A 24,059-nucleotide genomic window follows, 5' to 3' on the forward strand; every position below is an offset into this window, starting at 1 on the left:
GTATTATGCCAAGGAAACAGCAGTAATTTTAACACATCGAATGGTAATTCCTTGCTCACTGTGGATCGATTCCCATTCCTAACAAAAAAAATCTGTCCCTCTGCCTGATTAGGCAGATTGGAACAGATTTTAGCCTTACTATATGCTTACTTGCTGAGCTTCAGCTCCAGTTGAACCTGAATGTCATTTTCAGTAGAAAGGACCACCGAATGTGGATTCTCCATACTAAAATCTTCAAAGGTAACCATCGTTGTGGCGGACAACAACACCTGGTCATTTTCATAAGCGGCTTTTACGTCAAACGTTACCTCTTTCTCAATCCCTTTTACCGTTAGGGTTCCGTTCATTTTAAAATCTACGGTCTGCCCTGCCGGCCATTCCGTGGGTACACCTTCAAATGAGGTAGCCTTAAATGTAGCTTGTGGATAAGTACTTGCATCGAAGAAATCAGCCCCCTTCACATGTCCATCCCGCTGGCTATTGCCTGAATCAATGTCACTCATCTCAATCTGTCCATCCGCCTTCATCTGGGACGCATCGTCTACATTAAGGGTCAGGTTACCACTCACCTGCTCGTCGGCAAAATTGACGGTTTCCTGTGATGTCGTTACCGAGAAATATACTTTTGAACCTTCGCTGATGCTCCAGTCTCCATTCAGTTGCTCTGCTCGCGCTGCATCGTTGGATACGCTTGTACCACTGTCCGATCCAGCTTCCGTTGCGGACGCGGCGGTGCTGACAGGAAGTACCTGTTCAATCTCAACGTTGTTGCCCAGGTAACTGTTCGCGAAATAGTACCCTCCGCCTCCAAGAATAACAATTGCTGCCGCGCCTGAGATCATCCATGTTTTTGTCTTTTTATTCATCTCTATTTTCCTCCAATGGGTAACTGTATAAGTTGGTTATTTATCAGCATCTTAACAGCCCAATGTGTCAGGATGACGTCAAGAAATGACATACAACGCATTTTTTTCTGAAAATAATTGCCTCATTGGCATTGTGCTTCCGCTCATGTAAAATCAGTACACAAGCTTCTGAAGTGAAAGGAGACACCTTCTTGAAATCCATACTCATCGTCGAAGATGAACAAGCTATCGCCCGTGTGCTGGCTGCCTATCTTCGAAAAGCGGGATTCGATGTTCGTCATGTAGCGGATGGACCCACTGCTTTAACTCAATTTGATGCGGATGTTCCTTCCTTGGTTTTGCTGGATGTGATGCTGCCCGGAATGGACGGTTGGGATCTGCTGCGAATCATCCGCGAAAAAAGTGCTTGTCCCGTCATCATGCTAACCGCACTGGATGATATTCAGGACCGACTGAATGGGCTGAATGCCGGTGCGGACGATTATATGAGCAAACCCTTTGTGCCCGAGGAAGTGGTCGCCAGAGTCAATGCTGTGCTTCGCCGCAACCCACACTGGACAGCCGAAGGTGAGGGCAAACGTTACTTTGGCAATCTGGTCATTGACCTGGCTGCCAAACAGGTACTTTTGAACGGCGCCGAGGTTGCACTGACACCACGTGATTTGTCCCTGCTCCTGTTTCTATCGGAATACCCCAACCGCACATTTACCCGAGACCATCTGATCGAACAGGTATGGGGCATGGACTATGACGGAAGTGATCGGGCTGTGGACCTGTCGATCAAACGGCTGCGTCAGGCGTTATCTCACTGGCTACCGGAAACGGGAGAAATCCGGACTTTACGGGGAATGGGGTATCAATTTTGGATCGCCAACTAAAACGAAATACACCGAAACGTAAAACATCCATTCTGTCTTACTGGACGCTTCGTTATTTTCTAATCCTCTGCATCGGCTTTACCATTATTGTTGCAGGGGCACTTTACTGGATCAGAACCACTTCCATTGAGAAAGGTCTCAAAACGGCCCAACTATTAGGTCTGGAAATCGCCGAGAAGGTAACTGGCACAGAAAACAAACTGTATATTCCCCCGGATCTTGACAGACTGGTGGACAAACGTACCAAGCTTTTCAATACAGATAATTACTTTTGTATTATGGTGCTCGACAACAATAATCAATTGATTTATTCCAAACCAAAAATGACGCAGCAGGATGTGTATTATCGGCTGTCTGACGACCTGCGCGAACCAAGAAACAATAAATTCGCCGGGGTTACGGTTAACGTCACAGATGACGATCAGACGCTCGGTAAAGTGTGGGTCATGCAATCCAAAAAGTCCATTGCATACAATCCGGAAACGATGCTGGTGGTGTGCATCCTTTTCGTTGCTTTAATCCTGTGTGGTTGGTTTACAATCTACCTCCTGTCCCGCAAGCTCTCCAAGCCTATTCGCCAGGTCGCCCACGCCGCGGAGCAGATTCGAAACGGAAACTATGAAGTCAATTTGGATCTGAATACACGGGAACGGGAGATGAATGAACTCGTTGAATCTTTTCGCGAGATGTCCATTCGTTTGCAGCAATTGGAGGAATGGCGTGCCCTGTCACTTGCTGGGGTAACCCATGAATTGAAAACGCCGGTAACGTCCATTAAAGGGCTCGTGATGGCTGTCCGGGATGATATCGTTAGTCCGGAGGAAGCAAAGGAATTTCTGGACATCGCACTCAAAGAATCCGAACGTATGGAACGTATGGTCGCTGACCTGCTGGATTACAATGCGATGAGCGCTGGAAGTGTTGCTGTTCGTCGGGAACGCATAGATCTGAATTTGCTGGTGGGTGAGATTATCTATCAGTGGAAAATCGCTTATGAGGACAAGTCTCCCGAAATTGAATTGCATACACCTTCGGGTACGCTCTATACCATCGGTGATACCCTTCGGATTCAGCAGATCATTGTCAACCTGCTCAATAACGGACTGCAAGCAGCCGCTTCCGACCATGCTGCCGTCTTTCATATCCGTTTGCGTGCGGAGGAGGACAACCTGTTTGTTAATGTGCAGGATAACGGTACGGGTATCACCAAAGTCGATCAACCCAAGATCTTCGAACGTTTCTACCGTGGCGAGATCAAAAAACGCCGTACCCGTGGACTAGGTCTGGGACTGACCTATAGCCGCTTGCTTGCTCGAGCCCAGGGAGGGGAGCTGTCCCTGACCTCCAGCAGTCCTGAAGGCAGCCTTTTCACCTTAACTTTGCCACGATGGTCTGGTCCTGAAAAAACAGAGATAGAACCATCTTATCGCGCAACGGCTAACGCTTAGCAGGACACGATGTCTGCATGTCATATCTAGCTTTCTTCATTTGCCGCCAAATAACCAAGAACAAACGGCCATTCAACTTGCTGAAATATCGAATAGCCCGACATTCCTTCATAGGAACCGGGCTATTCATTATGTGAGAGTGTTTGCTGATATTCATATATAAGCTATGTGGCCAGTACCCGCGGCTTATATTCTGCATACGCATCATTAATGAATTGCTCATGTAATGGGATGTTGGCAATAATAGCTTTCCGTTTAGCTTTTAAGACAATCTGCTCTACATCGGCATAACTGCATCCTGTGAGGCGTTCACACGTGAATTCTTCCAGTCGGCTCTCCTGCTCAAACTGCCCCATCAACTTGCTAATATATAATCTACGGCTCGATTCATCCGGCATCCCATAAGTCATTTTGGTATCAAATCGCCGCCATATCGCATGATCCAGCTGGTTCTCCAGATTCGTAGCAGCAACCAGAATGCTGTCTCCTTCGAATTCGTCCAGGCATTGCAACAATGTATTGACGACACGAGCCATCTCTTTAACCTCATCATTACTTTCACGCGTACGACCTACGGCATCAAATTCATCTAGAAATAGCACACAGGGGTTAGCCCGTGCATATTCGAATAGTTTACGGACATTGCTTCCCGTCTCCCCAAGGTGGCTGTGTATAATGGCATCGAGTCTTACAAGAACCAGGGGAAGCTGAAGTCGGTGTGCAAGATGAAAAGCGGTTAATGTTTTGCCTGTACCCGGAGGACCAAACATCACCATTTTGTTCGGCATTGGCACATCATGTTCTGCAAACTGATCTTTCATACCGAGAATCGTAATAAACTCCTCCACAACCCGTTCATTGTCTGCGGAGAATACAATATGCTTTGCCTTGCGTCCACACTCTTTCGGTGAATAAAAAGCGGCCATATCGATGCCTTTCGCTCGGGGTATCCGGTTTACATGGTTGGTTTTGCTCATCGTTGATCGTTCTCCTTCTTCTATGTCTCAGGGGATCATCCAAGTTAAATGCTATCGATTCATTCTCATCCATATTTAACGATCTTTTAATCGTAATTATTACTATTAAACAATAACATAAGACGGCCCCTTTGCAAAGTTTCCGTGACTTGTCCATCATTTTGCGTAAGGTCCCGTCCAATTTGTTGCAAGCGGAAGCAAAATTTGCTATTCTAAATATGCATCGTTGTGTATAACGCAAAAAAGCCCTCTATTCACTCGAGAGAGCACAAAATTTTTCCAGATTTGCAAGCGGCAACTTGCCATTTCCGGAAGTTCTTTTATACCAACGAATGTAATCCAATTAAAGCGAGGTTATCAATCATGGCAAAAGACGTATTATGTGAGGTTAATTCATGTCGTCACTGGGCTCAAGAGAACAAATGCAACGCATCTTCAATCTACATCGTGAGTCACAGTTCCAAAAAAGTAAGTGAATCCGCTGAAACGGATTGCAAAACATTTGAAGTAAAATAATAAAAATTCAGTTTGTTCAAGTTAAAGGAGCCTTCGCGGTTCCTTTTTCTTTTTCTATTGTAACAAGAATGATAATTATTATCAAGCTCTTTTCTGCAAAATCTGAACTCCCCTCTCTACATGCACATTGGACTGCCTATTAACGTACACTACGAGAGCAGTCAAACTGCCCATGAACGAATAGATCATAGAGGTGAGTAACGATGCCCGTAAAAAGTGGCAAACAGTATATCGAACGTATCGATGCCCAGACAGTCCCCTGCTGGTACAAAGGAGAGCTTATTACCGGAAAACGTTCTGAACATTTTGCGTTTGCAGGTTTGATGGAAACACAAGCGAAGTTGTACGATCTTCAGTCTGATCCACATCTAATCGATACGATGACTTATGCATCTCCTGCTGACGGAAAACCAGTAGGTATGTCCTTTCTGCCTCCAACCAGCGCAGATGACTTGCGCAGACGCCGAGAAGCAATGAATATTTGGTCAGGGACTCACCATGGTTTTTTGGGACGATCACCCGATTATATGAACACAGCAATTATGGCCTTTTATACTGGGGCAGATATTCTTGAAGAAGTATCGCCACAATACGCTGAAAATTTGAGAAACTACTATGCCTACTGCCGTGATAATGATATTACCCTCTCCCATGCCTTTATCCAGCCTCATGCCAGTAAAATTTCAGGACTATTGGACGCGACCGAAGATGCCATTGCCGCCAAAGTGGTTGATCGCACTGAAGAAGGTCTGATCATTAATGGTGCATTCATGATGGCCACTCAGGCCGCCACGTCAGACGAAATCCTGGTGTATCCTTCCCCTTCACCGGCACCGTTCGAAGATGAAAATCCGTTCGCCTTTGCCTTTGCTGTACCGAATGACTTGCCTGGAATTAGCCTGATCTGCCGGGATACCTACGCAGCCGAATCTAATTTCAACTATCCACTCAGTTCCAGATATGAAGAGATGGACAACATCGTCATTTTTGATCATGTGCTTGTTCCTCATGAACGGATATTCTTCGCAGGTAATGAGGAAATGTCTGGCCGCCTCTTTAGCGGAAGCCATTTTCACATTCACGCAGGACATCAGGTCGTATGTAGGTATATTGCTAAAACGGAATTTGTTCTGGGCACCATTCAGTTACTCGCTGACACGCTCGACCAAGCTGCTGAAACGCATGTGGTAGAGAAAACAGCCAGGGTACTCGCCGGTCTTGAAACGTTAAAAGCACTGGCTCTGGCAGCAGAAGCCGGTGCTATGGCAGATGGTCGGGGATTTATAATACCTGCCCCCAAACCGTTAATGGCAGCAAACCTTTTATTTCCCAAACTGTATCCAGAGATGATTGAAATTTTGCAGCTCTTGGGTTCCAGTGGCGTAATTATGGTGCCTCAGGAAGAAGAATTCCGCTCCGAAATCGCGCCGCACCTGGATACGTACCTGAGAGGAACCGACATGGTATCTCAGGAACGCACAGCATTGTTCCGCCTAATCTGGGAGCTTGGAGCAGGATCATTCGGAGGCAGACAGACCCAGTTCGAACGGTTCTTTTTTGGTAACACGATCACTGTGTCGAATCGGATGTATTCAGCAAGCTCAGCAGATCAATCGTATCGTCAACTCGTACGCAATTTTATTGCCAAGACGGGCAAATAAGAATGAGGATTGATCCCGTCGTTTAAACCAGATGGTCGTAGACCGTCATCAGTTCAGAGGCTGGTCTGCCTGCATCGGTGTCCCGAAGTGCAGACTGGTCTCCGTAACCGATATGGAATACACCCAATACCTTTTCCTCACGCGTTAAACCCATCAAATTCATAAATACGGGATGCTGTTGATAATCATTGATCTTCCAGACGGCATTCAAACCTTGTTCCGCTGCCAGGATGCAAAAACGTTTGCTCCAGGCTTTTGCAGACAATAAATGGTCCTCCCTGGCACTTGAAGGGGCGACAACAACCAGATGTGCCGGAATAGCTTCTGTATATTGATATGTAGCCCAGTCCCCGTAACGATCTGCCAAATGTGGTGGGTAACTCTGTCTGACCGCCTCCAGATACAGTTGACGTCCTTCATTCGCGAACAACATAAACCGCCAAGGCTCTGAACTTATCACATATAAAGATGGATCTGCTTCATCAAGCAACCGTCTTATAACCGACTGTGGTACAGGCAACGGGCTGAATTCACAAGTTCCTGTACGTTTCTTGCCGCTTGCTGCATCTTGTCTCAAACCGGTAGACATGGCTCATCCCTCCTTAATCTGCACGATATATAACAACATCCCTTGTCATTCTTCACATCAACCAGTTTTTTTTCGGTTCAGTCTCACTTCTCCACCGATCGACCTCTTCATGCACTCTGGCTTTGTCCTGAACCGTAAATTGATCAGATTCCACCTTCTCTGCGCTCGGAATGCTGTCACGAATCAGTCGAATATAATCCATCGAACGGATAAGTGATTGACGTCCCGGGATATATCGAATCTTGCGACCTTCAAGCAAACAATAGATTTCGATCATACCTGGCAGCTTGCCAAATGCTTCCCAGCAGAACACGCTCACCATATGCTGGAACGCCTCAACCACGTTTGGATCATGGACAACCATATATTTTTGGATGAGAAGCGAATCCCAGCCCTCTGGCTGCCAGGCCGCCTGGAAGATCATGGACAGATGTATCGACAAGGTAGGAAGCTCCGTTCGCCATTGTTCAAACAGAATGGTCGGATGCTTCAGATCATCGTTCATTGCAATTGCAAGGGATAATTCATCGGTAATTTTGTTTTTTATATCCCAGTAATGAAGTACTGATTCGAATCCGGTTGCCTTTCTAGGCCACCACTTTTCGAGTAAATACTGTACAGGCACCTCTTTGCGGACTTCCGGGTCCATACTGTAAAAAGCATTAACTGCATGGCTGACTGCATATTGTACACGGTGTCTCCATTGCAGCGGAGAGCGCTGTTCAGCCTCCGGTTCCGGGCGGATGAACCGATGCGGGCTGCGCAGCATCTCTTCCAATCTGTAATCTTCAAGCAGCCGTACCGGGGCGTCTGACATTCCCGGCTGCAGAGCTGCCTGAACATTATGTCTTAACATGAGTTCTTAGGACACCTGTAATCCGGCAGCAGCAAAACGTTTGCCAAAGTCACGGCACGTGTCCTTCTCCTGCTCCATCGGACTGTATTCAATCTTCAGCATCTCTGGAGATACCTCCGCCCCACGTTCCACCAGCTTCGCTGCCGCGAGATCTACGGCTCCGCAGTACTGCTCGTAAGAAGTATCCCCGCTTCCGAACACCGCTGCCCGTTTGCCACTCAGATCAAGCTCATCCAGCTCTTCGTAAAAATCGAGGAATTCATCCGGCAGTTCACCGTCTCCCCACGTGTATACTCCAATGAGAAACCCGTCATAATCAAGCACATCAGCTGCATTGCAATCCGTTACGGACTTGAGATCCACTTCATGCCCACCTTGTTTAATTCCTTCGACGATCAGTTCCGCAATCTCTTCCGTATTTCCTGTCATACTTGCATAAGCCACTAACAATTTAGCCATCTATTTTTCCCTCACTTTTTATTGATCATGTCATACTGTTCCTGAAGAAGTAACATTTGAATTTATCAAAATCATATGTGATAATGATTATCATTGTCAAATTAAATTTTCAATCGGTTTCCATTTCAGTATATGGTGATGGACCAAATTCAACACCATATTAGGCACTGCACCCTTTCAGGCGCCTACCACAACTGGCGTACAGGCCCTTTTTTGTTGTACAATAGTATCCAAATGACTTTTGAAGGATGGATAAATCATTATGTACGTAGCAAAGAACTGGAAGGACTATGAAGTAATCGATACAGGAGGCGGCGAAAAGCTGGAGCGTTGGGGCGATGTGATTTTGCGTAGACCCGATCCACAGATCATTTGGCCCCTTGAAAAAGAAACCAATGAATGGCGCCAGGTTCACGGCCATTATCACCGCAGTTCTTCGGGCGGCGGCAGCTGGGATATGAAAAAACCGATCCCGGAACGCTGGACCATCGGATATGAGAACCTGAAATTTCATATTAAACCAACCAGCTTCAAGCATACCGGTCTGTTCCCTGAACAAGCCGCCAACTGGAGCTGGATGATGGATAAAATTGCTGGGGCAGGTCGTCCCATCTCTGTACTAAACCTGTTTGCCTATACAGGCGGTGCAACAGTTGCTGCTGCTTATGCCGGTGCTTCAGTTGTGCACGTGGATGCAGCTAAAGGCATGGTACAGTGGGCCAAAGAAAATGTTCAATTATCTGGCCTCGCGGATCGTCCTGTTCGTTTCATTACAGATGATGTATTCAAATTCGTACAGCGCGAACAACGTCGCGGCAATCGGTATGACGCGATTATTATGGACCCGCCTTCCTATGGCCGTGGCCCTAACGGAGAAACATGGAAGCTGGAAGAGAACCTCTATCCTTTCCTTAAATCCTGTATGGAAATTTTGTCCGATAACCCATTATTCATGCTGGTCAATTCCTATACAACCGGTATTTCGTCTACCGTTCTGCGCAACATGCTGACAATGACGATGTCTGCCCAATACGGCGGTCAAATTACAGCAGGTGAAATTGGTCTTCCCATTACCCGTAGTGGTCTGGATCTGCCATGCGGCATCTTGGGCCGCTGGGAGTCCTGATGATGTCCGAACATTCGCAAACAACGGGAAATATTCCGATTCTGTTTGAGGACAATCACTTGTTAGGCATTACGAAACCGGTCAATGTACCTACCCAGGAAGATGCATCAGGTGATCCGGATTTGCTTACACTGCTGAAACAGGATTTGAAAGAACGCTATAACAAACCTGGCAACGTTTATCTCGGATTAGTACATCGTCTTGACCGCCCCGTTGGTGGTGCCATGATTTTTGCCAAAACATCGAAGGCGGCTTCAAGATTATCCGAGACGGTTCGGGGACGTCATTTCCGCAAAATATATGCGGCTGTTGTACATGGCAAGCTGCCTGCACAGCACGGGACGTTAAAACACACGCTGCTGAAAGATGCGCGTACCAATACCGTCACCGTTGTGCCTAAGGGTACAGCTGGTGGTAAAGATGCTGTTTTGGATTACCGGGTCATCGGTGAAAACGACCGTTACAGTCTGGTTCATATTGAGTTGCACACAGGCAGATCTCATCAGATTCGGGTCCAAATGAAAGAAATCGGCTGCCCGCTGTTCGGAGATCAGAAGTACGGTGCAGGTGTGAATAAGCCTGGGCAACAAATTGCTCTATGGTCTGCCATCGCTGCTTTTCCCCACCCGGTAACGAAGGAAGAAATTGTCCTCCAGTCCCTGCCTCCCCGTGAATTTCCATGGGCAGAGTGGCCGGCTGCTGTGTACGATAAAGCATTTAAAGCCGAACATTAATTGATATATTTAAAATAATCATTCACAGGATCAGGTCAAATCTGACCGTAAACCGTGTCATCCAGATTCCTTATCTGAATGGCGCGGTTTTTTTTACTCCAATGGAAAGGAAGACCTACTATGACACCTTTTACGAAGCAGGTCGTCGCCATCATCGCAGCAATCCCTGAGGGAAAAGTCATGACCTATGGACAGATTGCCGCTCATGCAGGCAGCCCGAGAGCTGCCCGACAGGTTGTGCGCATTCTGCACTCCATGAGCCGGAAGGAGCGGCTTCCCTGGCACCGCGTCGTCAATGCCAAAGGTCTGATAGCCATTCCCGACGAGCATTCACGCCTGATGCAGGAGACGGAGCTTATTAGCGAGGGTGTTGAATTTCAGATGGATGGGAGTATCAACCTTAGACTCTTTGGTCATGATCCTGGTCCTACCTTCCTCTTTGATTCATCAGCCGATGAAGAATAACGTCAAAACAAGGCAAAACAAAAAGAGAGTTCAAGCAGTGTGATCTGCCTGAACTCTCTTTTGTATATATAAGACCTTTATTGAATGAATAATAACAGTAATCTAGGTTGATTTATGCTGTTGCATTCACTTTCTGTTGCTCAGTTGTTACATGTTCAGTAGCCGGTTTTGTTTTACGGATGAAGAAGGCCAGAACCAGAGCAACGACTGTCATTGCGGTCGCTATAATAAAAGCATAGTTTACCCCGTAGATGGTTGCATCTGCGGTAGCACGAAGCATTGCAGCCTTATCATCTGTAGCGATTTGGCCTGTAGCCAAGGTATCTGCCAGATGGGATTTCAACTTGCTACTCATAATCGTAACGAGAATCGCTGTACCAATCGCACCCGCAACCGTACGCAGTGTGTTGGACATCGCTGTACCATGCGCATTCAGACGCTGTGGCAGCTGATTCAGACCCGCTGTTTGAATTGGCATCATCAACATCGACATACCGAACATACGAGCTGTGTAGATAAACATCATGTAACCATAAGTAGTATCGATCGACAGGCGGCTGAGCCCCCAAGTTGTGATAGCGGTAATTGCAAGACCGGCAACGGACAACCAGCGTGCTCCGACTTTATCGAAGATGCGACCTGTGATTGGAGACATAATCCCCATCAAGATGGCGCCCGGCATCATCAGCAAACCGGATTCAATCGGTGAGAATCCACGAATATTTTGCAGGAAAATCGGAAGCAAAATCATACCTGCAAACATCGCCATCGTAACGAGCATGTTAATAATCGTTGTTAATGTATACATGTTGTATTTGAAAATACGGAACTCCAAGAGTGGATGATCGGTTGTCATCTGTCTAATCACGAACAGAATCAGGGATAACGCCCCTACGACCAGACAAGCAATTACAATTGCACTGCCCCATCCGTCTGTACCCGCATCACTGAAGCCGTACAGCAAGCTACCAAAACCGAGTGTGGATAAAATAACACCTGGATAGTCCAATTTAGGTTTGGATTGACGTGTTACATTTTTGACAAACGCAATACCGATTGCAGTTGCAATAACGGAGAATGGCAAAATAATATAGAACAACAGTCTCCAGGAATAATGCTCAACCACATAACCTGACAATGTTGGTCCAATGGCCGGAGCGAGAATCATCGCGATCCCCATTGTACCCATCGCCTGACCACGCTTCTCAATAGGGAAGATCGTCAAGAATACAACCGTCATCAGAGGCATCAGGATACCTGCACCTGCCGCTTGAATAACACGACCTACCATCAGGATAGCAAAGTTGGGACTTAAACCACAGACCAAGGTTCCTAATGTAAATAGCGTCATGGCTGTGATAAAAATTTGACGTGTGGAGAATTTAGCGATCAGATACGCCGTAACCGGAATCAACACACCATTGACGAGCATATAACCCGTAGTCAACCATTGTGCTTTGTTCGCTCCGATGCCGAGGTCCTCCATAATTTTAGGAAGAGCTACATTCATCAAAGTTTGGTTCAGGAAGGCGACGAATGCACCGATTAACAATGCGGCCACAATCGGGCCTTTCCTAATATTGTCCATCGCTGAGGATGGCGCTGCTGCTGCAGTAGTACTCATTGGTTGTTCATCTCTCTTCCTTCTAACTTTTCAATCATTTGATTATGAATTCTTAGCAGGTGCTCAAGGTCTTCCTTCGGGATATCCAGAATAGGTGACACTCGCTCCATCCACAAACGGTGTGTTTCCTCCTGAGCCTGTGCCCCTTTGTCCGTAATCTGAAGCTTTACAGATCGACGGTCCGAGTCGGATCGCGTTCGAACAATGTACTCACCCTTGACCAAACGCTCCACCACAGCGCTCATGGAGCTGCTGCCCATATGACAGAGATCAGCCACTTCATTGATACCGATCGAAGGGCGCTCCTTCAAAATGGATAACACCATAAATTGAATCGAAGTGAGCTCAATTTCCTTGTTTTCATTCCAGAATGCCCGGAAGAGCAGTTGATTGACCTGCCGAAACGAATTAATAATGTAGAATACTTCGTATGTGTCAGACATTAATTCACCCTTTTTACTTATGGAATATAATATTTCGTACACGAAATATCAGGGGAACAATTACTTATTATAACAAAAATATTTACATAGTCAACTCTTTACATATAAAATTTTATAGATTATTCTTACCTATCCAAAGCAGGCAAAACTCTTTAAAGTACACATCAATAAAAAATAACCACAGCCCTCCTGCCTTTTCAGCAAGAGTTCCATGGTTACTATTATTCGTGCGTCCATCGTCTTTAAGATGTGGACAAGGCATGCTCTTTTGTTTTTGGTGTTGTCATTTTGCCTAATAGATAAACCAGCAACTGCTGGTTATGCATTGAAATGTTGCTGAGCACCGAATTCATAAATTCATTACGAATCGTGATTCCCCGTTCGGTCTCCATGCGTCCCTTATCAGATAGAGATACCCATACAATTCGTCGATCCTGATCATCCCGATCCCGGCGAATCAGTCCGTTTTTTTCCATACGATCCAACAACATCGTTACTGCTGCGGGTGTTGTAGCCAGAAAAGGAATCAGATCGGATGGTTTCATCTTCTCGTGATCCTCAAGAACCTCCAGTACGGCCAGCTGCGCCTCTGTTAACGACGGTGCCAGCTCATGATCCATATGCAGCTTGTAGTCCTTGGTCAGCCTCGACCAGCACTTGGCAAAATCGGAATTATACATCTTGAATCGCTCCTCTCTGCAACCGGTTATCACTTCACCTGCTTAAGTTTTCGCCCTTCAAAGCCGCATTCCTGCTGCCTTTTTTCAATTTCCCAGCGATCGACCGTAATCGACGAAGGTTGTTAAACTTCGCATGGAGGTCCTCTTTTAATCCGCGTTTGAACAACAAAATAAGACTCCTCACATGACAGGTTTCCCTGCTCTGCAAAGAGTCTTTATTGAATCCTTATTAGGAGGAAGAAGCTGCCTGATTCTCTGTGAGATCCATGATAAGCTCCACAATTTCATCCTGTTTATCCACATGCACAAGCAATTTACCAATATGTTTCCGTTCAGTAATAGGTACAGCTTCGGAAGAAATGTGATGTGTTTGACCTTCCTTGGTCATCACCGTTACATTCCGTTGTTCCCGACAATAGAACGCTCCGGCAATTCGGCTACCGTTCGGTTTTACCCGTTTGCCTTCCTTGAATTCAAATGTTGCCAGTCCTTTGCCGCCACGGCTCTGCAGAGCATAATCCAGCAGTAACGAGCGTTTGCCATAACCCAAGTCAGACAATATAGCAACCTCGCCTTCATCGCCTTCCACCCACAGAACAGATACGACTTCATCCGTTTCTTTTAACTGAATACCACGTACGCCTCCAGACACACGACCCATCGGATTTACTTCATCCTCACGGAAACGGATGGCCATGGCTTCTTTGGTGATCAGCATGATGTCCTTGCCACCTGTACTCAGAAGAACGGATAATACCTCATCATCCTTGCCGACTTTGCATGCGGCTACTGCGCCAGAACGCTTGGTGACGTATTCCTTCAGCTCGGTACGTTTAACCTGTCCTTTGCGAGTGACAAAGACCAGACTGTGATCCGGCTCTTCGAAAGATTTAACAGCAAGCACACTTGAGATTCGATCGTCTTTTGCCAGAGGAATGACGTTGACGATCGCCGTCCCCGGATCTTTCCACTTGAATTCCGGTACCTGATGCACAGGCAACAGGAAATACTGGCCTTTCTTCGTAAATACCAGCAAATTCTCAAGCGTGTTTACTTCAAGGACCTGAGCGATATAATCGCCTTCCTTCACACCACTTGCGTTACGTTCCCCGCCGGATCGTGTGAATGATTGCATGCCTGTACGCTTGATGTATCCCTCTTTGGACAATGTGACAAATACATCTTCTGCGTTCACCAGCACTTCCAGATTAACCTTGAGTTCTTCTACTTCGCCTTGAATGGCTGAGCGACGATCAATTCCGTATTTCTCACGAATCTCCATCAGTTCTTTACGAATGACTCCGATCAGCTTGCGGTCACTATCCAGAATGGAGCGTAATTGCGCGATCTTCTTCATCAGTTCGCCAAGTTCCTTTTCCAGAGAAGTAATCTCCAGATTGGTCAATCGGTATAATTGCAAAGTCAGAATGGAATCCGCTTGACGTTCGGAGAAACCAAACATCCACATCAGGTTATTTTGAGCATCCTGACGGTTCTTCGAAGCTTTAATAGCCGCAATGACCTCATCAAGGATGTTAAGAGCTTTTACCAGACCTTCCAAGACATGTGCACGGTCTTCCGCCTTCTCCAGCTCAAAGCGGGTACGGAACGTCACAACTTCACGCTGATGGGCAATATAAGCCTCGAGGATTGATTTCAATCCCAATTGCTGAGGGGCTTTGTTTACAATCGCAACCATGTTGAAGTTGTAAGTGACCTGCAAGTCGGTTTTCTTCAGCAAATAAGCCAAAATACCTTGTGCATCCGCTTCTTTTTTCAGCTCAACCACGATTCGCAGGCCTTCACGCCCACTCTCATCCCGAACTTCGGCGATTCCTTCAACCTTTTTCTCCAGCCGAATGTTCTCCATCGCTGTAACCAGACGGGATTTTACGACCTGATAAGGGATCTCGGTAATGACGATTTGCTGTTTGCCACCGCGCATATTCTCGATATCGGTTTTGGACCGGAGATAGATCCGTCCTTTACCTGTGCGATAAGCATCCAGAATTCCGTCGCCGCCCATGATTAATCCGCCTGTCGGAAAATCCGGACCTTTGATAAACATCATAATCTCGTCCAGTTCAATCGACGGCTTCTCCATCACGGCAATACAAGCATCAATGGTTTCACGCAAATTATGTGGAGGGATCTCCGTTGCAAACCCGGAGGAAATCCCACTTACGCCGTTGACCAGCAGGTTCGGATAACGCGATGGTAATACAACCGGTTCTTTGGCCGTATTATCAAAATTATCCTTAAACAGAACAGTCCGTTTCTCGATGTCGCGAAGCATCTCCATAGCGATGGACGACAAACGGGCCTCTGTATAACGCATCGCTGCAGCCGGATCATCATCCTGTGATCCCCAGTTACCATGACCGTCCACGAGCATATGGCCCATTTTCCATGGCTGTGCCATCCGCACCATACCTTCATAGATGGAGGAGTCCCCGTGAGGATGGTAGTTACCCATGACATCCCCAACGGTTTTGGCTGACTTACGATATGGTTTCTCCGGCGTATTTCCTGAATCGTACATGGCGTACAGAATACGCCGCTGCACAGGCTTCAAACCATCCCGTACATCGGGAATGGCCCGGTCCTGAATAATGTATTTAGAGTAGCGACCGAAACGGTCACCTACGACCTCTTCGAGAAAGGCCGGCATAAATTGTTCTGATAGGCTCATTCCAAGCACCTTCTATTCTTCGTACTCTGTAAAGTCGACATTCTCTACAATCCAGCGTTTGCGTGGATCAACTTTATCACCCATAAGCGTAGATACTCGACGCTCCGCTTTCGCTGCATCAACGATCTGTACCTTGAGCAATGCACGTGTTTCCGGGTTCATTGTAGTCTCCCACAGTTGATCCGGATTCATCTCGCCAAGCCCTTTATAACGTTGGAGCTCCACATTGGTTCCAAATTCTTTCATGTAATTCGCCAGCTCTTCATCGGTCCAGGCATAACGTACACTTGCCATTTTGCCGGATTTGCGCGTGAGTTTGTAAAGCGGCGGCTGAGCAATATATATTTTTCCTGCATCAATTAACGGTTTCATGTAGCGGTAAAAGAAAGTCAGCAATAGTACCTGAATATGTGCACCATCCGTATCAGCATCCGTCATAATTATGATTTTGGAATAATTGCTGTCTTCAACTGCGAATTCGGTTCCAATACCCGCCCCGATCGCCGATGTAATGGCGCGGTATTCTTCGTTTTTGAGGATATCAGCCAACTTCGCTTTTTCCGGATTGAGCGGTTTCCCCTTAAGCGGGAGTATCGCCTGGATCTTGGAGTCACGCCCCTGTTTGGCTGAACCGCCTGCGGAATCCCCTTCGACGATAAACAGTTCATTCCGGGTAAAATCCTTCGATTGTGCCGGAGTCAACTTGCCATTGAGGTTGGAGCTTTCGCTGCGTTTTTTGCCCGTCCGCATCTCATCACGTGCTTTGCGTGCAGCTTCTCTGGCTCTGGAGGCCTGAACCGCTTTGCGAATCAACGTTTGCGCAACCTGCGGGTTTTCTTCCAAAAACCGCTGGATGTTCTCGGACACGACAGAATCCACTGCGCTTCGCGCGGAAGCGCTACCGAGTTGATCCTTCGTTTGTCCTACGAATTCGACCTCCGACATTTTGACACTGATGACAGCCATCATGCCTTCACGCAAATCATTACCTTCAAGGTTTTTATCTTTTTCCTTAATCATGCTGGTACGCCTTGCGTAATCATTCATCACACGTGTATAAGCTGCTCTGAATCCGGTCTCATGTGTACCGCCACCTCTAGTGGGAATCGAGTTGACGAACGACGCCAGCGTTTCCGTATAACCCGCGTTATACTGGATCGCCACTTCGACCTCAATGTCATCCTTCTCCGCATAGAAGTGAATGACATCATGCAGCACATCTTTATTTTCGTTAAGAAAAGCAACAAACTGGCTTGCTCCGCCTTCGTACATGTACTCATCCTGATTGCCTGAACGTTCGTCCTTGAGCATAATTCTCAGCCCCGAGTTCAGGAAAGCAATCTCCTGAAGACGTTCTGCCAGTGTATCATAATTAAATTGAATGCCGCTCTGGAACACGCGAATATCCGGTTTAAACGTAACTTTGGTTCCCGTTCGATTGGTATTGCCCAATACTTCGAGACCAGACACCGGTTCTCCGACATGCTCAACGCCTTTTTTGTCCTGCCAATACTCGAATCGTTGACGATGAATCTTGCCATCACGGAAAATCTCGACTTCAAGCCATTCGGACAATGCGTTCGTAACTGACGCACCTACACCGTGCAAACCGCCTGATTTTTTGTATCCTGATCCACCGAACTTTCCGCCTGCGTGCAAAATCGTAAACACGACCTGGGGAGTAGGAATCCCTGTTTTATGTATACCTGTCGGAATTCCCCTTCCGTTATCCTGAACCGTAATAGAACCGTCCTTATGCAGCGTGATATCGATTTTGGAGCAGAATTTGGCGAGATGTTCGTCGACAGCGTTATCCACGATTTCCCATACCAAATGATGTAGACCCGAAGAGCTGGTGCTGCCGATGTACATCCCCGGCCGTTTCCGTACCGCTACCAGTCCTTCAAGTACTTGAATGTCGTCCGCGTCGTAGCCTGAAGACCCTTGTCCTCCGCCTGTCGAACCTGCCGACATATCGATTTGCTCGACCATTCATGCTCCCCCTTCTTAACTTGCAACTAAAAAAATGCCTAAAATGCAAACAGATGTTTTCTTATCCTTGTCCATTTTAATTCAAGATATCCCGTTTCGTAAAGACAATGAATGACACAAAGAGTGAAGCAATGCCCCAAACACTAAGCACAATAAGGGAAAAACCTAAATTCATCCCTTCGATTGGTGGCAATCCGCCAGACAAATAATTTGGAAGTTCGAGGTTAACCATGAACAAATATTTGGCTGACTGCCAGGATGCGGCCATACTGGTGAGAATAGTTCCTGCTATGAGTGCTGCCATCATGATGACAATACTTGCTGCTGTACTTCGCACTAGCACAGAGACCATGAAGGCAAGCATCGCCACAATTATACTGACGAACCAGATGAGCCCTGCCTGCATTAGCATATACAACCACTGGTCCACTGCATGGACTGCTGACATATCGACATCTGTACCCACAACCTTGAATCCGGTAAAGATCGGCATACCGAAACCTTTATATCCGAATACCGCTCCCGAAATGACATAACAGATGACGTACGCCGACACCACAATAATCGACACGAACATAATCAACGTGATGAGCTTACTCAGCAACACTTTCCAACGTTTGACCGGACGGGTCAGAAGCATTTTAATCGTACCTGTGGTGCGCTCACCGGATACCAGATCCGAGGCAATCGCCATAATGAGCAGTGGTATAAACAATCCAACGGCGTTATTCATGAATTCCCGCGTAAAAGTTACACCGCCAGGCTCCTTCGGATTGATGTCATTCTCCAGATAGTATTGCATTTGCTGGATGTACACAGTCCTGTACTTTTTGTATTCTTCAGGTACCCGGTCACTGCCAAGCGAGTTCTGATTATCCGTAATGGCTTGTTGCAGCTCAAGCCGCCAGTCGCCGCCAAACTTGTCACGATTATTTTCCGCAGATTTCATCTGGGCATACGTAAACATCGGAACCAGGACCGCGAGTACGATAAAAATAATATAAAGACGTTTTTTCTTTACCATTTTGATCGTTTCGTTTCGGATCAGCGGCATGATGTTACTCAATGGATTCACCTTCTGTCATTTTTAAGAATAGCTGTTCCAGCGTAGGCTGAATCCGCTGCACTCCTTCAACCTGAATTCCGGCTTGCACCATTTGCTGGACTAGGGCCGGAATTCGATCTTCATGCATTTCAGCAACGACAGCATTCGGACCAAGCCCTGCAACAATGGAATCATCCATAACATCTGCAGGCCGATCCACCAAGGAAACACCTGCATTCAACAGCATTTTTTTACCTTCCTCCAGCGGAGTAACATGCCATATCGCCAATTTGGAATGGTCTTCAATCAGTTCATTGACGCCGCCAACTGCCAGCACGCGCCCTGCACTGATAATCGCCACCCTGTCACAGAGAAGTTGAATCTCACTAAGCAAATGACTGCTGACGAATACAGCCATGCCTTCACTTGCAAGCTGTTTGATAAAGACGCGAAGTTCCTTAATCCCTTTGGGATCAAGTCCGTTCGTTGGCTCATCCAGAATCAGCAGCCTTGGGCGACCAAGCAATGCCTGTGCAATGCCAAGTCGTTGACGCATCCCCAGAGAGTAGGTTCTTACTTTATCATGAATCCGCTGATCGAGGCGTACAATATCCACAACTTCCTGAATACGGTCATTATCCACGCCTGGCTGCATACGGGCAAAATGCTCAAGATTTTCCCATCCGGTCAAATACGTGTACACTTCCGGGTTTTCAACAATGGAACCCACATATCTCAGGGCCCTTTCAGGATCACGGTTGACATCATACCCACAGACTTGAATTTTACCTTCTGTCGGTTTAATTAAATCAACTAACATCCGGATGGTTGTTGTCTTCCCGGCACCATTGGGTCCCAGGAAACCGAAAATTTCGCCTGGTTTAACGTCAAAAGTAACATCCTTAATGATCCATTTGCGTCCAATCTTTTTCTTCAGATGCTGCACGGACAATACGGAATCAGTCTGTTCTTGTGCCATTTATTTTCCGCTCCCTTCTGCTGGAGTCTCTGCCTGATATTCCTGTGCAATCCGAACCGCAATTTGCTCGTAGCCTTCTCCATTGGGATGAAAATGATCTGACGACAGATATTGTCCCAGATGATTTTCAAACAGATCAAATGTAGGTACAAGTGTCATCTTGTCCTCATTGTTCAGAACCTTCATTGCAGCATCGTTCCATGCAGCTACAACCGCATTTCCTGGCTCTTTGAGTTCTTTCACATCCCCAAACGGATTGTATAGCCCTATGTAGGCAATCTGTGCATCAGGGTTAATTTCTTTCACTTTCTTCAAGATCTCCTGCAAACGCTTCGACGTCTCCGGTAATGCCGCAGCAAGTGTCTCTGCCGTGGGCGCGTCTTCTCCCTGTAAAACCTGTCCACCCTGGAATAGATCATTGGCTCCGATCGACAACAGAATAAAGTTGGACTGTTGTAAGACATAACGTACGCCTTGTTCATCTAGCTTGCTCAACAATGCGTCTGTTCTCAAACCGTTCACACCCATATTGTTAAGCACTTGCACATCATATCCCTGATCTTTAAGCAAATTACCTGCCCGCCTTACAAAACCAAGCCCCTCATCATCCCCAGTACCTCTTGCCAGGGAATCACCGATTACAGCCATTCGAATTTTGCCATCTTTCACCACAGGTGTTGATTGCCCGCTATCCTTTGCAGGTGTCGTTGTCTGCTGTCCTGTACCTAATTGGGCATCTCCCTCAGGAAAAATGACGTCTTTAATGGCGTATCCAAATCCAAATAACAGCAGCAATGTTGTTAATATGGACACTGTACTAATGGTTCTCCAGATCCATGGCGCTGAATCAAGATTTCTTTTTTTCATTCATCACATCTCCGCTCATGTACACCTGGCTGGGTGCTTAAAATTTAAAATGATTTTACATTAAGATGACGCTTTTTCTAAATAACATAAATGTTCTGTCGTTAATTTGCAAATTTTGCCGCTGTATTAAGCAGAATTCAGTTTCAAATATGCTTTTACAAAAAAAAGCTATGTCATGCACAGCTTCGAGCTGTGATGACATAACCTTTTTTTTGAACTAAAATCAAAATATTCTTCAATAAAATGAATTAGTTACCGATAAATTCTTGAGCCCAATATCCGTTGTAAAATCCAACACCAATTTTCGTAAAGTTTTTACTTAGGATATTCGCACGGTGGCCTTCGCTATTCATCCAAGCTGTAACAACCTCTTGAGGTGTTTTTTGCCCTTTTGCGATATTCTCGCCAGCATAGCTGTAAGTTACTCCGAATTGTTTCATCATGTCAAACGGAGAACCATAAGTCGGTGATTGGTGATCAAAATAATTGTTGTTGCTCATGTCTTTAACTTTGGCTACAGCCACTTTGTCCAAAAGAGCGTCGGAAGCCAATGCGCTCAGGCCAGCTTTGGCACGTTCAGCGTTCACAAGTTTTACTACTTGAGCTGCAAAATCCGATTGTGTGCTCTCGCTACCACTGTTGCTTGAATTGCCTGTATTGCCCGTAGTCGTTCCAGTTCCAGTTCCACTATTTGAAGGATCTTTGGTTGGTGTAGTTGCCGGTTTCTCTTCTTGAGAAGGTTTTGCAGGTGTTACCGGTTTTGCAGGTGTTGTCGGTTGAGCAGGTTTGGTAGTTTGATCAGGTTTAGTTGTTTGATCAGGCTGTGTTACAGGCTTCTCTACTGTTGTTTGCCCCTCGCCAGTTGATACAGTGTAACCATTATCTTTCAGCCATTGTTCAATGTACGCTTTTAAGCTATCCGCACTCGTAATTTTAAACGTTGTAGTTTTAGTAGTTGTTTTATATGATGCATCTGCAGCAGAAGCGGAAGCAGGGAGCATAACCCCTACGGCGAGTACGGCTGTCAGACTGCTGGTTACCACGGTTTTCATCCATTTCTTCTTCAAATTCATTCATCTCCTTAGAAATATTAGTTATGACAACTTTGTAATTAATACTCTAGGAGTATATCAATTGAATAGTAGATTGTGAACCCATAAATTATGGAAAAGTAACTTTTTTGTCATTTTTAATCCTGTTTCAAAGGGGCGTGGACGGTTTATAGTACATTGCACCATATCCTGCAACTTGCTCTTAAAACACTGGTATATCAACTAAAACCCCAACCATCAACTTTAAAATACGGCATAAAAAAATGGCATCCGGACAAGAAATGCTTGCCGAATGCCACTTATCTTCTATTTATCATTCACCACACCAAAAACGTGAAGATCGCGATATAATAAAACTCTTTTTCTATAGAAGGACTTTACTGAAACGATAGCCTCTCTTCTGGAAACCAATATGCTCGTAGAAAGAATAGGTTGTTGAAGTCACTTCACGGTTCGCTCCGGTGACAAACAATTGTTTCCCACCTTGCTGTCTGCCCCAATCCTCGGCACGAGCCATCAGACGACGGCCAATTCCGCCCCCACGATGCTCTTGCCCTACAATCAAGGACGTAATTTGTGCGGCAGGTTCCGGATAGGCATGACTTTGCACACATTGCAAGCCAATCACACCAATAATCTGTTCATCCACTTCGGCAACAAGCATGCATGCGTTTGGATTGCTTTCCAAACATTCAATGCGCTCTTTCATGACATTGGCTGTTGTGGGATAGCTGACCTCTCGCATCAGTCCCGTTACCGCTTCAGCATCTCGCAGTTCACACTCTCGGATCATCAGTACAGGGGCCTCAACATTATTGGACATGATTTACCTCCACTTTCAGCATATTAGCGGCTTGTACCGCTGTTTTACGAGCTTCTTCCACATCTTGGCCGGCACTTAATGCTACGGCCATTCGGCGTCCCACTTTGGTCTCAGGTTTGCCAAATACACGAACCTGAGTACGAGGAAGCGCCAGTGCTTCTTCAATCCCGCCTACAGTAAAGTCAGATGTTTCATCATTAGCCTTCAGCGTTGCTGAAGCTCCCGGTGTCAGTAAATGTACACCTGTGACCGGAAAACCAAGAATTGCACGCACATGCAGCGCAAACTCGGAACTATCTTGCGTTACCATAGTAACCATGCCTGTATCATGCGGACGAGGCGATACCTCGCTGAACACAACTCCATCTGATGTCAGGAATAATTCGACCCCGAACAGTCCATAACCACCGAGTTCATCCGTAACCAACTTGGCAATATGACAAGCTTGTTCCCATTGCTCTGGTGTCATCGCATGAGGCTGCCACGATTCGACATAATCCCCATCTTTCTGAATATGACCGATCGGAGGACAAAATACAGTCCCTGAGACAGATCTAACAGTGAGCAGCGTAATTTCGCTGTCAAACTTCACAAAGCTTTCCACAATGACACGTACGGATTTGCCACGTGCTCCCGAAAGAGCAATGTTCCAGCAATCCTCTACATCATCCGATGTACGGCATACACTCTGCCCTTTACCGGAAGAACTCATTAGTGGTTTGATGACGCATGGTGTACCCAATTCACGAACAGCTTCCTGAAGTTGTTCCAGGTTGTCCGCAAAAAGATAGGCCGCTGTCGGAAGGTTCAATTGTTCGGCTGCCAGACGGCGGATGCCTTCGCGATCCATCGTTAAACGGGCAGCACGGGCCGTAGGAACGACACAAAATCCTTCTTCCTCAAGCTCGAGTAAAGCTTCTGTTGCGATTGCTTCAATCTCAGGTACGATGTAATGAGGTTGTTCCTTTCGGATCAATTGTTTCAGAGCTTCGGCATTTAACATGTCGATGCAGTAAGACCGATGCGCAACCTGCATGGCAGGTGCGTTTTCGTAACGATCAACAGCGATCGTCTCTACTCCCAGTCGTTGAGCCTCAATAACGACCTCTTTTCCCAATTCTCCGCTGCCCAATAGCAGCATTTTTTTGGCTTGAGCCGAAAATGGAGCACCCCACATGTTCTTTCCAATCCTCCCAAAGAGAAATCTTCTATATCTATCTCTCTATTTTCGGGGTTTTGGTTAAAGAATGCAAGAGTGCTCCCTATTTTTCTTGTGAATTTTACAAG

Annotated in this window: 23 protein-coding genes; 7 read left to right on the top strand and 16 right to left on the bottom strand. The window is 46.3% G+C overall.

Annotated elements, in window-relative coordinates:
• Nucleotides 1-146: 146 nt before the first annotated feature.
• A complete protein-coding gene (locus BLS14_RS09845; RefSeq protein WP_090807330.1) occupies nt 147-866 on the bottom strand; it encodes a YceI family protein in 720 nt (239 codons plus the stop codon).
• A gap of 191 nt (nt 867-1,057) precedes the next feature.
• On the opposite strand from BLS14_RS09845, the gene BLS14_RS09850 reads away from it, so the two are divergent.
• Nucleotides 1,058-1,744: a response regulator transcription factor gene (locus BLS14_RS09850; RefSeq protein WP_063563160.1), complete on the top strand. Its 687-nt coding sequence runs from the start codon at nt 1,058-1,060 to the stop codon at nt 1,742-1,744.
• On the top strand, nt 1,729-3,192 hold the full coding sequence (locus BLS14_RS09855) for a HAMP domain-containing sensor histidine kinase (protein ID WP_090951368.1): 1,464 nt from the start codon (nt 1,729-1,731) through the stop codon (nt 3,190-3,192). The genes BLS14_RS09850 and BLS14_RS09855 overlap by 16 nt, the downstream gene beginning before the upstream one ends.
• 164 nt (nt 3,193-3,356) lie before the next feature.
• On the opposite strand, the gene BLS14_RS09860 is transcribed toward BLS14_RS09855, so the two are convergent.
• Nucleotides 3,357-4,169: an AAA family ATPase gene (locus tag BLS14_RS09860; RefSeq protein ID WP_090951371.1), complete on the bottom strand. Its 813-nt coding sequence runs from the start codon at nt 4,167-4,169 to the stop codon at nt 3,357-3,359.
• Between the two features lie 363 nt (nt 4,170-4,532).
• Between BLS14_RS09860 and BLS14_RS09865 the strand changes: the two genes are divergently transcribed.
• Together BLS14_RS09865 and BLS14_RS09870 are read left to right on the top strand one after the other, a co-directional pair.
• Complete coding sequence (locus BLS14_RS09865) at nt 4,533-4,685, top strand: DUF1540 domain-containing protein (RefSeq protein ID WP_072733378.1); 153 nt, start codon at nt 4,533-4,535, stop codon at nt 4,683-4,685.
• 203 nt (nt 4,686-4,888) lie between these two features.
• The gene (locus BLS14_RS09870) at nt 4,889-6,346 is read left to right on the top strand and encodes a 4-hydroxyphenylacetate 3-hydroxylase family protein (protein WP_090951373.1); all 1,458 of its coding nucleotides are present in this window, start codon (nt 4,889-4,891) and stop codon (nt 6,344-6,346) included.
• Between the two features lie 22 nt (nt 6,347-6,368).
• On the opposite strand, the gene BLS14_RS09875 is transcribed toward BLS14_RS09870, so the two are convergent.
• The 3 genes from BLS14_RS09875 to BLS14_RS09885 are packed head-to-tail and all read right to left on the bottom strand — an operon-like array spanning nt 6,369 to nt 8,250.
• Nucleotides 6,369-6,935 (bottom strand): nitroreductase family protein, encoded by a 567-nt coding sequence (locus tag BLS14_RS09875; protein WP_090951376.1) that lies wholly within the window; start codon nt 6,933-6,935, stop codon nt 6,369-6,371.
• A gap of 52 nt (nt 6,936-6,987) precedes the next feature.
• Nucleotides 6,988-7,791: a hypothetical protein gene (locus BLS14_RS09880; RefSeq protein WP_090951379.1), complete on the bottom strand. Its 804-nt coding sequence runs from the start codon at nt 7,789-7,791 to the stop codon at nt 6,988-6,990.
• 6 nt (nt 7,792-7,797) lie between these two features.
• Nucleotides 7,798-8,250 (bottom strand): flavodoxin, encoded by a 453-nt coding sequence (locus BLS14_RS09885; RefSeq protein WP_064636952.1) that lies wholly within the window; start codon nt 8,248-8,250, stop codon nt 7,798-7,800.
• A 262-nt stretch (nt 8,251-8,512) separates the two neighbouring features.
• Here BLS14_RS09885 and BLS14_RS09890 point away from each other — a divergent pair, with 262 nt between their 5' ends.
• The 3 genes from BLS14_RS09890 to BLS14_RS09900 all read left to right on the top strand — a co-directional run bounded on the left by BLS14_RS09890 (nt 8,513) and on the right by BLS14_RS09900 (nt 10,575).
• On the top strand, nt 8,513-9,376 hold the full coding sequence (locus BLS14_RS09890; protein ID WP_024630567.1) for a class I SAM-dependent methyltransferase: 864 nt from the start codon (nt 8,513-8,515) through the stop codon (nt 9,374-9,376).
• On the top strand, nt 9,376-10,110 hold the full coding sequence (locus tag BLS14_RS09895; RefSeq protein WP_063563167.1) for an RluA family pseudouridine synthase: 735 nt from the start codon (nt 9,376-9,378) through the stop codon (nt 10,108-10,110). The genes BLS14_RS09890 and BLS14_RS09895 overlap by 1 nt, the downstream gene beginning before the upstream one ends.
• A 120-nt stretch (nt 10,111-10,230) precedes the next feature.
• Nucleotides 10,231-10,575, top strand: a complete 345-nt coding sequence (locus BLS14_RS09900) for an MGMT family protein (protein WP_072733382.1) — start codon at nt 10,231-10,233, stop codon at nt 10,573-10,575.
• A gap of 112 nt (nt 10,576-10,687) precedes the next feature.
• On the opposite strand, the gene BLS14_RS09905 is transcribed toward BLS14_RS09900, so the two are convergent.
• The 11 genes from BLS14_RS09905 to purT form a co-directional block, all read right to left on the bottom strand.
• Nucleotides 10,688-12,199, bottom strand: coding sequence for a DHA2 family efflux MFS transporter permease subunit (locus BLS14_RS09905; protein WP_063563169.1), 1,512 nt, complete (start codon nt 12,197-12,199; stop codon nt 10,688-10,690).
• The gene (locus BLS14_RS09910; RefSeq protein ID WP_090951382.1) at nt 12,196-12,642 is read right to left on the bottom strand and encodes a MarR family winged helix-turn-helix transcriptional regulator; all 447 of its coding nucleotides are present in this window, start codon (nt 12,640-12,642) and stop codon (nt 12,196-12,198) included. Before BLS14_RS09910 ends, BLS14_RS09905 begins: the two co-directional genes overlap by 4 nt.
• A gap of 242 nt (nt 12,643-12,884) precedes the next feature.
• Nucleotides 12,885-13,322 (bottom strand): MarR family winged helix-turn-helix transcriptional regulator, encoded by a 438-nt coding sequence (locus tag BLS14_RS09915; RefSeq protein ID WP_063563171.1) that lies wholly within the window; start codon nt 13,320-13,322, stop codon nt 12,885-12,887.
• A gap of 229 nt (nt 13,323-13,551) precedes the next feature.
• On the bottom strand, nt 13,552-16,014 hold the full coding sequence (gene gyrA, locus BLS14_RS09920) for a DNA gyrase subunit A (protein ID WP_090951385.1): 2,463 nt from the start codon (nt 16,012-16,014) through the stop codon (nt 13,552-13,554).
• A 12-nt stretch (nt 16,015-16,026) separates the two neighbouring features.
• Nucleotides 16,027-18,006 carry a DNA topoisomerase IV subunit B gene (gene parE, locus BLS14_RS09925; RefSeq protein WP_063563173.1) on the bottom strand — a complete coding sequence of 660 codons (1,980 nt, stop codon included), beginning with the start codon at nt 18,004-18,006 and terminating at the stop codon, nt 16,027-16,029.
• A gap of 76 nt (nt 18,007-18,082) precedes the next feature.
• Entirely contained in the window at nt 18,083-19,072 is a 990-nt protein-coding gene (locus BLS14_RS09930; protein WP_063563174.1) for an ABC transporter permease, read from the bottom strand.
• Nucleotides 19,065-20,030, bottom strand: a complete 966-nt coding sequence (locus BLS14_RS09935) for an ABC transporter ATP-binding protein (RefSeq protein ID WP_143021531.1) — start codon at nt 20,028-20,030, stop codon at nt 19,065-19,067. The genes BLS14_RS09930 and BLS14_RS09935 overlap by 8 nt, the downstream gene beginning before the upstream one ends.
• The gene (locus tag BLS14_RS09940) at nt 20,031-20,897 is read right to left on the bottom strand and encodes a GDSL-type esterase/lipase family protein (protein WP_063563176.1); all 867 of its coding nucleotides are present in this window, start codon (nt 20,895-20,897) and stop codon (nt 20,031-20,033) included. It lies immediately after the preceding gene.
• Nucleotides 20,898-21,145: 248 nt separating this feature from the next.
• Nucleotides 21,146-21,964, bottom strand: a complete 819-nt coding sequence (locus BLS14_RS09945; RefSeq protein WP_240321286.1) for a CAP domain-containing protein — start codon at nt 21,962-21,964, stop codon at nt 21,146-21,148.
• A 349-nt stretch (nt 21,965-22,313) separates the two neighbouring features.
• Nucleotides 22,314-22,772 (bottom strand): GNAT family N-acetyltransferase, encoded by a 459-nt coding sequence (locus BLS14_RS09950; RefSeq protein ID WP_062328403.1) that lies wholly within the window; start codon nt 22,770-22,772, stop codon nt 22,314-22,316.
• On the bottom strand, nt 22,762-23,949 hold the full coding sequence (gene purT, locus BLS14_RS09955; protein WP_063563177.1) for a formate-dependent phosphoribosylglycinamide formyltransferase: 1,188 nt from the start codon (nt 23,947-23,949) through the stop codon (nt 22,762-22,764). Before purT ends, BLS14_RS09950 begins: the two co-directional genes overlap by 11 nt.
• Between the last annotated feature and the right edge of the window lie 110 nt (nt 23,950-24,059).

The organism is Paenibacillus sp. OK060, assembly GCF_900101205.1.
Taxonomy (GTDB): Bacteria; Bacillota; Bacilli; order Paenibacillales; family Paenibacillaceae; genus Paenibacillus; species Paenibacillus marchantiae.

Coding starts and splice junctions, on each gene's coding strand:
- BLS14_RS09890 (WP_024630567.1), top strand. CDS start 8,513: ATGTACGTAGCAAAGAACTGGAAGGACTATGAAGTAATCGATACAGGA.
- BLS14_RS09865 (WP_072733378.1), top strand. CDS start 4,533: ATGGCAAAAGACGTATTATGTGAGGTTAATTCATGTCGTCACTGGGCT.
- BLS14_RS09900 (WP_072733382.1), top strand. CDS start 10,231: ATGACACCTTTTACGAAGCAGGTCGTCGCCATCATCGCAGCAATCCCT.
- BLS14_RS09875 (WP_090951376.1), bottom strand. CDS start 6,935: ATGTCTACCGGTTTGAGACAAGATGCAGCAAGCGGCAAGAAACGTACA.
- BLS14_RS09910 (WP_090951382.1), bottom strand. CDS start 12,642: ATGTCTGACACATACGAAGTATTCTACATTATTAATTCGTTTCGGCAG.
- BLS14_RS09845 (WP_090807330.1), bottom strand. CDS start 866: ATGAATAAAAAGACAAAAACATGGATGATCTCAGGCGCGGCAGCAATT.
- BLS14_RS09880 (WP_090951379.1), bottom strand. CDS start 7,791: ATGTTAAGACATAATGTTCAGGCAGCTCTGCAGCCGGGAATGTCAGAC.
- BLS14_RS09885 (WP_064636952.1), bottom strand. CDS start 8,250: ATGGCTAAATTGTTAGTGGCTTATGCAAGTATGACAGGAAATACGGAA.
- BLS14_RS09935 (WP_143021531.1), bottom strand. CDS start 20,030: ATGGCACAAGAACAGACTGATTCCGTATTGTCCGTGCAGCATCTGAAG.
- BLS14_RS09860 (WP_090951371.1), bottom strand. CDS start 4,169: ATGAGCAAAACCAACCATGTAAACCGGATACCCCGAGCGAAAGGCATC.
- BLS14_RS09915 (WP_063563171.1), bottom strand. CDS start 13,322: ATGTATAATTCCGATTTTGCCAAGTGCTGGTCGAGGCTGACCAAGGAC.
- BLS14_RS09870 (WP_090951373.1), top strand. CDS start 4,889: ATGCCCGTAAAAAGTGGCAAACAGTATATCGAACGTATCGATGCCCAG.
- purT (WP_063563177.1), bottom strand. CDS start 23,949: ATGTGGGGTGCTCCATTTTCGGCTCAAGCCAAAAAAATGCTGCTATTG.
- parE (WP_063563173.1), bottom strand. CDS start 18,006: ATGGTCGAGCAAATCGATATGTCGGCAGGTTCGACAGGCGGAGGACAA.
- gyrA (WP_090951385.1), bottom strand. CDS start 16,014: ATGAGCCTATCAGAACAATTTATGCCGGCCTTTCTCGAAGAGGTCGTA.
- BLS14_RS09950 (WP_062328403.1), bottom strand. CDS start 22,772: ATGTCCAATAATGTTGAGGCCCCTGTACTGATGATCCGAGAGTGTGAA.
- BLS14_RS09905 (WP_063563169.1), bottom strand. CDS start 12,199: ATGAGTACTACTGCAGCAGCAGCGCCATCCTCAGCGATGGACAATATT.
- BLS14_RS09940 (WP_063563176.1), bottom strand. CDS start 20,897: ATGAAAAAAAGAAATCTTGATTCAGCGCCATGGATCTGGAGAACCATT.
- BLS14_RS09895 (WP_063563167.1), top strand. CDS start 9,376: ATGATGTCCGAACATTCGCAAACAACGGGAAATATTCCGATTCTGTTT.